Here is a 10,418-nt window from a genome sequence, read left to right on the forward strand (position 1 = left end):
GTACGCGGGACGGGGCACGGGGCGGATGGGGATTCCGGCCGGTTTCGGAGGCCCGTCCTACCCGGGCGGACCACGAACGCGGCGCCCACTCCGAACTGCTGGCCCGGGACGGCCGGTACGCCCACCTGCTCCGGGTGGGCAATACGCCTGCCGCCACCGGAGGTCAGCGCCCGGCCGGGTTCTCCGTCCGTACGGCGAGGGCGTGGGCCTCGTGCAGGGTGCCGGTCGCCCCGGCGTGGTCGCCGTGGACGAGTTGGGCCATGGCCAGGTCGGTGAGCGCCCTGACCAGGCGCCGGGTGCCGTGGGCGGGGCCGGTCGCGTGGAGGCGGCGTTCGATCCGGACGCTCCGCCGCAGCCGGGGGAGCGTGAGGTGGGCGTAGGAGCTGGGATGGTCTCCACGGACCGCCCGGCGCAGGTCGAGCCGCCGGGTGAGGGTGCCGAGGGTGGCGAGCAGGTCGCGGTCCTCCGGCAGGGGCAGTGGGCCGTCGGCGTGCTCGGACGGGCCCTCCTCGTCGGGCCGGCGGTCGGTGGGCTCGGGCTTGCCCGTGATGGCCTCGACGGCCCGCGCGAGGGCGACCAGTCCGTCCTCGAAGGACGCGCGCAGGCTGAAGGACCAGTGGTGGAGGTCCAGGCCCAGCACCGGTTGGAGGCGCCGTCCCGGGTCGACGCCGAGCGCGAGCGGGTCCGGGGCGTCGGCCGCGGCCTGTTCGTCCCGTACGCCGGAGCGGGCGAACAAGGCGCTCCGCAGGCCCTCGTTGAAGCCGAAGTCGCCGGCGTCGCCGCGGGCGGGCAGGCGCTCGCAGGAGCGGGCGGCATCCGCGAGCAGCCGGTGCGACTGTTCGGTGCGGCCCAGATCGGCGAACCACAGGGCGGCGCCGGCCGCCCGTAGGGCCGGGACGGGACTGCGGGCCGGTTCCGTGCGGCCCTCGCGCAGCCAGGCGAGGGCCTCGTGTTCGATGGCCACGGCCTCCTCGGTGCGGTCCGCGAGGCGGAGCAGCGCGGTGAGGTCGAGCAGTCGCCACGTCAGGTCGCTCCCGCCGGCTTCGGTCACCGCCCGGGAGCGGTCGGCCACCGCGCGGGCGGCGTCCACGGCCTCGTCGAACCGTCCCTCCTCGGCGAGGCCGTGGGCGAGGTCGGCGTGCAGGACGGCGGCCTGGCCGAGGCCCTCCACCGGCCGGGCCGCTTCGGCGCGCGAGGCCAGGTCGGCCGCCTCCTGCCGGGCGGCGAGGGCGGGGCCGTCGGCGTGCGCTCGGGAGTGGTGCAGGGCGAGGGAGGACAGCGCGCGGGCGGCAGCGGCCAGGTGTTCGGTGCCGCCGTCGGCGACCAGGGCGCGGTAGATGCCGGCGGACTCCTCCAGGAACGGGACGGCGTCCTCGGGCCGGGGCCTGGGCCGGCCGTAGGCCCGGCCCCGCAGCGCCTCGGCCAGCGCGGGCAGGCCCGAGGCGGGGTCGGTGCGGGCCTGGACCCGGAGCCGGGCGACCGTCTCGTCGGTGACGGGGTCCCGTCCCCACCGGCGTGCTCGCGGTGCGGCGTGGTCGGACGGGGCTCCGTGCGTGGGTGTCACGCGATTCCTTCCGGGGCGGGGGACGAGGGGTCTCCCGTCCGAACGTCCTTCCACCGGCGAGGATTTCCGGGTCACCGCCGGCGCGCCGCTGCGAGGGGAGCCGCCGCCGCGTGTGCCCTACCCGGCGAGCGTGCCGTCCAGGTACTCCCGCACCGGCGGGAACAGCGGGAGCGGTACGTACTCGGCCAGCTCGGCACGGGACGCCCACACCACCCGGTCCAGTTCGTCGGAGTCCCTCACCATGGCGGTGCCGCCGACCACCTCGCAGGCCGTGTACGCCATCCGCCGCCCGTTCTGCGGATGTTCCCGCTCGCCGAGCAGCCGGGCGGCGGCGACGTGGAGGCCGGTCTCCTCGGCGGTCTCGCGCACGGCCGCCTCCGCCGGGGACTCGTCCGGCTCGACCTCCCCGGCGGGGAACTGCCAGGACAGCCTGCCCTCGGCGACCCGCCGCCGCACCATCAGCACCCGGCCGTCCTTGACCACGATCGCGACGGCGACGGTGGGGAGTTGCTCGGGGTTCTGCTCGGTCATCGCTCTGCTCCTCGGGCCTGCTCCGGTGTCGACGCCATCTTGGCCCGAGGCCGAGGCCACGATCGGGTACCGGTGGGCGGCCGCGTGTCGTGGCCGCCGCCGGCTACCGGTGCGCCGGTCCGTAGAGCGCGGACGGCGCGCCGGTGGCCAGCGCCCAGTAGCGGTCCCCGTACGACCAGTGCCACCACTCGGTGGGGTAGTTGACGAGACCGGCGCCGGTCAGGGCGTCGCTGAGCAGCCGCCGGTTGGCGCGGGCCTGCGCGCCGACGTTCTCGGCGTGGGTGTAGCAGGCCCCGGCGCTCTCCTCCGGACTGGCGTTGACCCTGGTGCCGAGGTCGAGTTCACGGCCGTCGGCGTCGACGAGGGTGAGGTCGACGGCGGCCCCGGCACTGTGCGGCGCGATCTCCGGCGGTGAGACGTAGCGGCTCGTCGCCGACCTGATCCGGTCGTCCGGCCAGTCGGGGTTCGCGGCCCGCAACTCGGCGGCGTACTCGTCGAAGTAGCGGCTCTGGAGCGCCGGTGGCCGGTAACCCTCCACGAACAGCAGCCGCAGGCCGTCGGGCAGAGCGGCCTGCGCGTCGAGCAGCCGGTCCAGGACGCCGGCCCGCAGCTGCGCGAAGGCCCCGTCGCCGTCCTGCTTGCGCTCGTCGACGAGGAGCCTGGTGCCGCTCCGTACGTCCAGCAGCTGTTCGTCGCTCTCCCCGGCGGGGATCGCGGCGACCTTCGGGTCGGACATGAGGATGATCTCGCTCAACACGCCTCCTGGGGAAGGGAACCCACGCTACGGCAGGGGAACGCCGTGCTCCAGGTAGAGGGCCTGAGTGCGGGCCGGGCCCTGCGCCGGCTTGCGTAGGCCCGGAGACGCTCAGTTCTTGCTCCGACTGTTGCCGGTCTGAGCGGTTCGGCGAGTCGGGCTACGGGTGGGGCAGATCGAGGACCATCACATCGTGTCGGGCCGCGCCCTCCCAGGGAATTGCTGATCCGACCCGCCGGTAGCCCCAGGCCCGGTAGGCGGCCTGGGCGTTCGTCGCCTCCGGTCGGGTGTTCAGCATCACTCGGCTGTTGTCGAGCGCTTCGATGAGGACATGGTGCATGCGGGAGGCGATGCCTTGGCGGCGCCACTGAGGCCGGACCGCCAGTTCGAAGAGGCCGAAGGTCCGTTCGCCGTCCTCGTGCCTGAGATCGGCGGGCGCGGGATCGGTCAGGGTGTCCCACCACCCGGTGCCCGCCGACAGCGGGTAGCCGTAGGCCATCCCCACGACGGTGTCGTCGTCGGAGGCGATCGCTGATCGGAACCCGCGCCGCCGTGTCTGGGAGCGGAACCGCCGAAACGCTCGCTCCACATCGGCCGGACCTTCACCGTAGGGAGGCTCCGCGAATGCTTCGGCGAACACCTGCTTCAACTCCGACTCCAGCTCGACAGTTTGCTCACCGTTCAGGAGCTGAACCGTCACTGTCACACCGCCCTCTGCTTCCGGGCCGAAACCCCAAGTACCCGAAGTTCCTCAACACAGTCTCGCGCTACCGCCGTATCCACGTGGGCCGCCAGCGACGCCACCATGCGCAGCCGGTCCGTCAGCCGGGCCGAAGTCATCCCTTTCGCCGCGCTGGCACTGGTCACCGCCTCTGCGCAGGACTCCTCGACCTCTCCAGCCCTCATCAGTACCTCGGCCAGCCGCGCCCGGTACAGCGCTGCATTTCGGCTGTAAGTCGGACCGAGATGTTCGATTGCTGACCGAAGGAACGGGATCGCGTATGCGAGTTGTCCTGTTTCCACGTGCCACGCAGCAGTGGCATAGTCCACCTCGACCTGGCCGGCGAACGCCGTCCATGGAGGTGCGTCGGTGTCTCCATCCGATCGGTCTTGCCATGTCATTGCCCGAGAGAGGGCTCGCCGAGCACCTGCGTAGTCACCAGCAGCTGAGAGAGCCCGAGCCTGTCGCAGGGCGACCACTGACTTCACCTTGGGTCCGCCCTGCGTCTGAGCGATCTCCCCGGAGGCGGTCGCGGCAGCGACCGCCTCCCATGGCCGCTTCTGCTCGACCGCCAGCAAGGACAAACTGTCGAGGGCGCGAACCTCCAACAGTGGATCGCCGACCAGGCGGGCGGAGGTCAGCGCCTCGGTACACGCCGCACGGGCGGAAGCCGATCTCCCCGCGTCGAACTCGATCCATCCGAGGTGGGAGTGCAACGTTCCGACCAGCGCGTGAAGATCGCGTCCGATGGGAGCGAGATAGGCGCCTCCGGTCATGGCCTTCTCGATGCTCTGGAGCACGCTCACGGCAGCTTGCCGGGCGACGCGGCCACCTTGCGAGTGGTCGATGGTGTACAGGTCGGCGACCTTCGATCGAAAGGTCTGAATATCGGCAGCACCGATTCGCCGACCCCTCCTCGCGGGGGGCAGGACGGAAGCCCCAAGAAGCGCTCCGACATCTACAACGAACCGCCGACGCTGCACGGCGTCCTCCTGACACCTGCCCTGTGATGCGACGGCTGCCCGTTCCTGCGGCATTGCGAAGCCGAGTTCAGCCAGGGGGACACCCAGCAGAGCTTCGAGTACAGCCTGCTGGCCAGGGTGAGGCAGCGGAGGGTTGGTGGACTCCCATCTCCTGAGATGGCGAACGCTCACCGTAGAGCGGACATCCATGCGTCGTGCCATGTCCAAGAACGCGGAAACAAAGTTCTCCTGCGTGTAGCCGGCAGCCTTCCGCAACTCGCCCAGTGATCGCGTTGCCACAGAACCCCCAGCCGTCATACGCGCTTTTCCGCCGGACATGCCTGCCGGAATCAAAAGTCCGGTGAAACGTCCGGTCGCACAAGCCCCATGCGCGGTCTCGGGGCAGTGAACTAGGAATACCTCGCCGGCAGATCAGACGCTAGGGAGGAATCGACCAGACCACCCGAGGGAGTGACCTCGATGTCTCCGCCTATGCCATCAGCCCAGGTAGACCTGAATCGGAAGCAGCCGACCTGCCCTCCGGTGACCACTGGCACCGACCTCGATGTCATCCCTCGGGTGGCCACCAGGCCGGCTACTGCCTGCCTGCCGTACCAGGCTGAGTCTGTGGGCGCTGCGCGTCGCTTCGTTGGCGCGAAGTTGCGGGATTGGGGGCTGGACGCGTTGGTGGACGATGCCTTGTTGATCGTCAGTGAGCTGGCCACCAACGCCGTCGAGACCGGCTGCCAGACGCACATGGTTGTCGCCGTGCGTCGCCCGAGCGACCGGATCGTCCGCATTCTCGTCGGTGACGGCTCCCGCACGATGCCCGTGACGATCCAGGCCGGGCCCTACGCGACGTCGGGGCGCGGGCTTGCGCTGGTCCACCGGCTCACTCAAGGCCGCTGGGGTGTCAGCCTCCGTCCGTTCGGGAAGGTCGTGCACGCTGATCTCCCGATGTCCGATCCGACGTCGCGGTGAACCGGCCGCTGAGTTGCATGTCGTCGTCGCGGGCCTGGTGCTGATCGGCCGCACCACTGAATTCCGGCCGCACCACTGAATCCCGGCCGCGCCGCCGGCCCGGCGGCGCGGCCGGGATCGTCTCTTCCTCCGCTTTCCGCCTTGAAAGGAGTGCCGCCATGTCCTGGCAGGAGCCGAAAACGCCCCCGCCGAAGCCGGGGGTCCGCGCACGCCCCGCCCGCCGGACCGGTGGGCCGGCGACCACGATCTCCAACGCGTCGAGAGGAGCAGGCAGATGGGAAAGCACGGCGGAGGGCCCGGCGGTGACGGGCCCGGCACGGCGGGCGGAGGCAAGGGTGGCAGCCACTCCGGGAAGCCGGACACGGCGTCGCAGGACGGCAGGCGGGACGCCCCGCCCACCAACCTGCCCAAGCGGTCGAAGCCTTGAGAGGAGCAGCCACGTGAAGTGGAACGCGCTCGCCGACGCACTCCTGGAATCCGGGGCGCTGTCGGCTGACTGGGAGCGGGCGTTCCGGGCCGTGCCGCGCGGGCTGTTCGTTCCGGATCGGATCCACCACGGCGGTGAGTGGATCGATCGGACGGAACGCCCGGTCGAGTGGGGTGAGTTGGTCGGCTCCGACCTCCCCCTGGTGACCCGGCTGGCCGAGGACGGCAGCACGCCGTCCTCGGCCGGCTCGATGCCCACCGTCGTGGCCCGGATGCTCCGGCATCTCCAGGTGGCGGACGGCGTGCGGGTGTTGGACATCGGCACCGGCACGGGCTGGACGGCCGCGCTGTTGGCCCGCCGGCTTGGGGCGGCGAACGTCACCACCGTCGAGCTGGACGCCGAACTGTCCGTCGCCGCGCAGCACCGTCTGGCATCAAATCAATTTCCAGTCAAGGCCGTTGTCGGCGATGGCATGCTCGGCCATCCGGCGGGCGCGCCGTACGACCGGGTCCACGTCACCGCCGCCGTGCAGCGCCTCCCTGCGGCGCTGATCGAGCAGACGGTGCCCGGCGGCGTGATCGTCGTCCCGTACGGCACGGCGTTCTGCAACGGCGGGCTGCTGAAGCTCACCGTCGCCGAGGGCGGCCGGTCTGCGAGCGGGCCGTTCGTCGAGGACGTCGCCTTCATGTGGGTGAGGGGCCAACGCCCCGGCAGCGGCGAGTTCGAGATCGAGGACGTCCGGCACGGCCCGTCCGGACTCGACCCCGCCGCCGTGGCCGAGCACACCGACGCCGCCTTCGCGATCGGGCTGCGGCTGCCTGGCCTGTTCCGGCAGGAGGTCTCGGCTGGTTACGACCGGCTCGGCACCGGCCGGTTCGAGGCCTGGGATGGGGTCTCGTACGCCCACTGCCGCCTCGCCGACTGGGACGGCAGGCACGCCGTCTCGCAGTCCGGCCCCCGCGACCTGTGGGACGAGGTGACCGCCGCCCACGCCTGGTGGCAGCGCCAGGGCGAGCCTGGCCTCGACCGGTTCGGCCTGACCGTCACCGTCGCCGGCGAGCACCGGGCGTGGCTGGACGACCCGGACCACGTGGTCGGTTGACGAGGTGCGGTGAAGCGCGCCCCGGGCTCGCGAGCCCGGGGCGCGCTGGGTTGTGCGCGCACGCTCCGCCCGAATAGGTGATGTGAGATGGAGTTTGATGAGGCGTTACCGAATTACGGTGAATATTGCGGTGCCGGGTGCTCGGGAGGGCGCTCGGTGCGTGAGCACATAGGTAACCCCGGCGGTGCGCCAACACCCCGGGGTATGGCACCAGGAGAAGAAGACTCCAAGATGCAGATTCACCGTATCCCACAGCATGCCCCCGGGTACACGATCCTCGACAACGGCCACGTCGTCCGTAAGCACTCGCTGAGTTGGGCCGCGCGCGGGCTGCTGAGCTACCTGCTCAGCCTGCCGGACGGGGCACGGGAGGACATCCGTACCCTCGCCGCCAAAAGTGTGGAGGGGCGCACGACCGTCGCCCGAGCGCTCAGGGAGTTGGAGGCGGCGGGGCACTACGTGCGTCGTACGTTGCGGGAACCGCTGACCGGGCAGGTGCGGACGGTCGTTTCCGTTCACGAGGTGCCGGTGACGGGCAAGGCGGTGCACACCGTGCCGCCGCTTCCCGTGGCCCCGGCCGCCGGTGCCCCAGCTCCAGGCAAGCCAGGCGGCGGGGAGGCGGGAAGCCCTTCCAAGGAACTGAAGGCCAAGGACGTGGAAGAGCCTTCCGTCCGTCCTCCCGAGAAGTTGACGGCCGGCATGGCGCTGCTGCTCGAACTCGGTCGCCGGGAGCCCCGGATGGCGTTGGCGGGGAAGCCCTTGAGTGATCAGGCCGCGCGGGTGGAGGGGTTGCTCGCGGGCGGGTGGACGCGAGACGCGCTGGCGGGGATCATCGCGGCGCCGCTGCCGGACAGGGTCACGCACAGCGTGGGGGCGATCGTGGCGGCGCGGATCGCCAAGGTGCCGATCGTTCCGGCACCCAGGCAGGAAAGCGGCGGCCCGCGCCAACACGAGTGCCCCGGTCGGGGCGGGATGTGCGGGCGGCCCGTCGCCAGCGCAGGGCAGGTGTGCGGGGTGTGCCGCCGTTAGGGCTCCGGCGGCCGGAAGGTGACCGGGGCGTCGAAGGCGGCGCGGCGGGTGGTCCGGCGCAGGGCGCGCAGGACGGGGGTGCCGAGAGTGAGGCACAGGACGACGGTCAGGGCGGCCCGGGGCAGGTCCCAACCCAGGGACGTGGTCAGGCAGTACGCGGCGAAGCGGACCAGGTTGGCGGGCAGCGGGTCGCCCGGCACGAAGGAGATGGAGCCGGCCAGGCCGCCGATGTACGGCCAGCCCTGGAGGTTCATGATCGTGCCGTACAGCAGGGACGCGACGGCGCCGTACCCCGCGAGCAGCCAGAGTTCGCGGCGCCCGCGCAGGGAGGAAGCACCCGGCAGCAGACCCGCGCCCAGGCACACCCACCCCATCGCCAGCATCTGGAACGGCAGCCACGGCCCCACCCCGCCCGTCAGCAGTGCGGAGGCGAACATCGACAGCGAGCCGAGCACGAACCCGAAGCCCGGCCCGAGCACCCGCCCGGAGAGCACCATCAGGAAGAACATCGGCTCCAGCCCCGCCGTGCCCGCGCCGAGCGGCCGCAGCGCCGCGCCCGCCGCGGCCAGGACGCCCAGCAGGGCGACGGATTTGGCGTCCAGCCCGGGCGCCCCGCCGCCCGCCGAGCGGCCTTCGGAGATCTGGGCGATGACGACGGCGAGGAGAAGAGGGAGGAGGAGCGCGAACAGCCACGGCGCGTCCGCGGAGTGGCCGACCAGCGCCGACTTGGTGGAGGCGAGCAGCGGCCAGCCGAAGGCCGTCACGCCGACGGCCGTGACGAGGAGCAGCGCGGTGACGGACCGGCGCCCCAGGGGGACGGGACGAGTGCTCATGCGCCCAGCGCCTCCGCGACCTGCCCGACGGTGAGCCACGGCCCGGGCGCCAGTACCTTGGCGACCTGCGGGGCGAAGGCCGGCGAGGAGACCACCACCTCCGCGGTCGGCCCGTCCGCGACGATCTCGCCCTCGGCCAGGATCACCGTGCGGTGGGCGAGTTCGGCGGCCAGTTCGACGTCGTGGGTGGCGAGGAGTACGGCGTGGTCCTCGGCGGCGAGGGCGCGCAGGATCTCCACCAGCCGGGCCTTGGCGGCGTAGTCGAGGCCGCGGGTCGGCTCGTCCAGGAGCAGCAGCGGGGGCCGGGCGGTGAGTACGACGGCGAGGGCGAGGGTGAGCCGCTGGCCCTCGGAGAGGTCGCGCGGGTGGGCGTCGTCGGGGATGCCGGGCAGCAGGCGTTCCACCAGGGCGCGGCAGGTGCCGGCGGCGGCGCCCGCGTCGGTGTCGGCCGCGGCGCACTCGGCGGCGACCGACTCGCCGTAGAGCAGGTCGCGCGGTTCCTGCGGGACGAGGCCGACCTCGCGGATCAGTTCGGCGGGGCGGGTGCGGTGCGGGGTGCGGCCGCCGACCTCGACGCTGCCGGAGGCCGGGGTGTGCAGGCCGACCAGGCTGCCGAGCAGGGTGGACTTGCCGGCGCCGTTGCGGCCCATCAGGGCGGTGATCTCGCCGGGGCGGAGCGCGAGGTCCACGCCGCGCAGGGCGGGGACCGGCCCGCGCCGGACGGCGAGGCGGTCGGCAACGGCGATGGGGGTGCCGGACGAAGAACCAACGGCGGCGGGTGTCCGGCCGTCCAGTTCGGCGCGCAGCGGGGCGGCCTTGCGGCGCGCGTCGCGGACCGAGAGCGGCAGCGGCCGCCAGCCCGCGAGCCGGCCGAGGCCGACCACCGGCGGATGCACCGGGGAGTGCGCCATCACCTCGGCGGGCCCGCCGAGGACGGGCGGGGCGCCGGGGGTGAGCAGCAGCACCTGGTCGGCGTACTGGACGACGCGTTCCAGCCGGTGCTCGGCCATCAGCACGGTGGTGCCGAGGTCGTGCACCAGCCGCTGGAGGACGGACAGCACCTCCTCGGCCGCGCCCGGGTCGAGTGCCGAGGTGGGTTCGTCCAGGATCAGCACGCGGGGGTGCACGGTGAGCACCGAGCCGATCGCGACGCGCTGCTGCTGGCCGCCGGAGAGGGTGGTCAGCGAGCGGTCGCGCAGGTCGGCGAGGCCGAGCAGGTCGAGGGTCTCCTCGACCCGGCGGCGCATCACGTCGCCCGGCAGGCCCAGGGACTCCATGCCGTAGGCGAGTTCGTCCTCCACCGTGTCGGTGACGAAGTGTGCCAGCGGGTCCTGCCCCACGGTGCCGACCAGGTCGGCGAGTTCGCGCGGCCGGTGCTCGCGGGTGTCCCGGCCGCCGACGGTGACCCGGCCGTGCAGCACCCCGCCGGTGAAGTGCGGCACCAGGCCGCTGACCGTCCCCAGCAGGGTGGACTTGCCGGAGCCGGAGGGGCCCACCAGCAGGCAGAGTTCGCC

At 72.6% G+C, this 10,418-nt stretch carries 10 protein-coding genes; 3 read left to right on the forward strand and 7 right to left on the reverse strand.

Annotation, left to right across the window (positions count from 1 at the left end; all coding sequences use genetic code 11):
• Window positions 1–163: 163 nt before the first annotated feature.
• The 5 genes from ACIQOV_RS11120 to ACIQOV_RS11140 all read right to left on the reverse strand — a co-directional run bounded on the left by ACIQOV_RS11120 (window position 164) and on the right by ACIQOV_RS11140 (window position 4,808).
• Window positions 164–1,564, reverse strand: a complete 1,401-nt coding sequence (locus ACIQOV_RS11120) for a hypothetical protein (RefSeq protein ID WP_401047368.1) — start codon at window positions 1,562–1,564, stop codon at window positions 164–166.
• Between the two features lie 117 nt (window positions 1,565–1,681).
• On the reverse strand, window positions 1,682–2,095 hold the full coding sequence (locus tag ACIQOV_RS11125; protein ID WP_401047370.1) for an NUDIX hydrolase: 414 nt from the start codon (window positions 2,093–2,095) through the stop codon (window positions 1,682–1,684).
• Window positions 2,096–2,198: 103 nt separating this feature from the next.
• Window positions 2,199–2,849, reverse strand: a complete 651-nt coding sequence (locus ACIQOV_RS11130; RefSeq protein WP_401047373.1) for a M15 family metallopeptidase — start codon at window positions 2,847–2,849, stop codon at window positions 2,199–2,201.
• A gap of 160 nt (window positions 2,850–3,009) precedes the next feature.
• On the reverse strand, window positions 3,010–3,549 hold the full coding sequence (locus ACIQOV_RS11135) for a GNAT family N-acetyltransferase (RefSeq protein ID WP_401047376.1): 540 nt from the start codon (window positions 3,547–3,549) through the stop codon (window positions 3,010–3,012).
• Window positions 3,550–3,551: 2 nt separating this feature from the next.
• Window positions 3,552–4,808: a hypothetical protein gene (locus ACIQOV_RS11140; RefSeq protein WP_401047379.1), complete on the reverse strand. Its 1,257-nt coding sequence runs from the start codon at window positions 4,806–4,808 to the stop codon at window positions 3,552–3,554.
• Window positions 4,809–5,075: 267 nt separating this feature from the next.
• Here ACIQOV_RS11140 and ACIQOV_RS11145 point away from each other — a divergent pair, with 267 nt between their 5' ends.
• From ACIQOV_RS11145 to ACIQOV_RS11155, 3 genes are all read left to right on the forward strand, one after another.
• On the forward strand, window positions 5,076–5,513 hold the full coding sequence (locus ACIQOV_RS11145) for an ATP-binding protein (RefSeq protein WP_401047381.1): 438 nt from the start codon (window positions 5,076–5,078) through the stop codon (window positions 5,511–5,513).
• 440 nt (window positions 5,514–5,953) lie between these two features.
• A complete protein-coding gene (locus ACIQOV_RS11150) occupies window positions 5,954–7,042 on the forward strand; it encodes a methyltransferase domain-containing protein (RefSeq protein ID WP_401047384.1) in 1,089 nt (362 codons plus the stop codon).
• A gap of 231 nt (window positions 7,043–7,273) precedes the next feature.
• Window positions 7,274–8,071, forward strand: a complete 798-nt coding sequence (locus ACIQOV_RS11155; protein WP_401047387.1) for a helix-turn-helix domain-containing protein — start codon at window positions 7,274–7,276, stop codon at window positions 8,069–8,071.
• Here ACIQOV_RS11155 and ACIQOV_RS11160 read toward each other — a convergent pair.
• Together ACIQOV_RS11160 and ACIQOV_RS11165 are read right to left on the reverse strand one after the other, a co-directional pair.
• A complete protein-coding gene (locus tag ACIQOV_RS11160) occupies window positions 8,068–8,904 on the reverse strand; it encodes an ECF transporter S component (protein WP_401047389.1) in 837 nt (278 codons plus the stop codon). The genes ACIQOV_RS11155 and ACIQOV_RS11160 overlap by 4 nt on opposite strands.
• Window positions 8,901–10,418 (reverse strand): ABC transporter ATP-binding protein (locus ACIQOV_RS11165; RefSeq protein ID WP_401047392.1); only part of this gene is annotated, 1,518 nt, incomplete at its 5' end. The genes ACIQOV_RS11160 and ACIQOV_RS11165, both read right to left, overlap by 4 nt.

It is taken from the genome of Kitasatospora sp. NPDC091257, from assembly GCF_044757675.1.
GTDB classification, from domain to species: Bacteria; Actinomycetota; Actinomycetes; order Streptomycetales; family Streptomycetaceae; genus Kitasatospora; species Kitasatospora lactacystinica.

Coding starts and splice junctions, on each gene's coding strand:
- ACIQOV_RS11125 (WP_401047370.1), bottom strand. CDS start 2,095: ATGACCGAGCAGAACCCCGAGCAACTCCCCACCGTCGCCGTCGCGATC.
- ACIQOV_RS11155 (WP_401047387.1), top strand. CDS start 7,274: ATGCAGATTCACCGTATCCCACAGCATGCCCCCGGGTACACGATCCTC.
- ACIQOV_RS11160 (WP_401047389.1), bottom strand. CDS start 8,904: ATGAGCACTCGTCCCGTCCCCCTGGGGCGCCGGTCCGTCACCGCGCTG.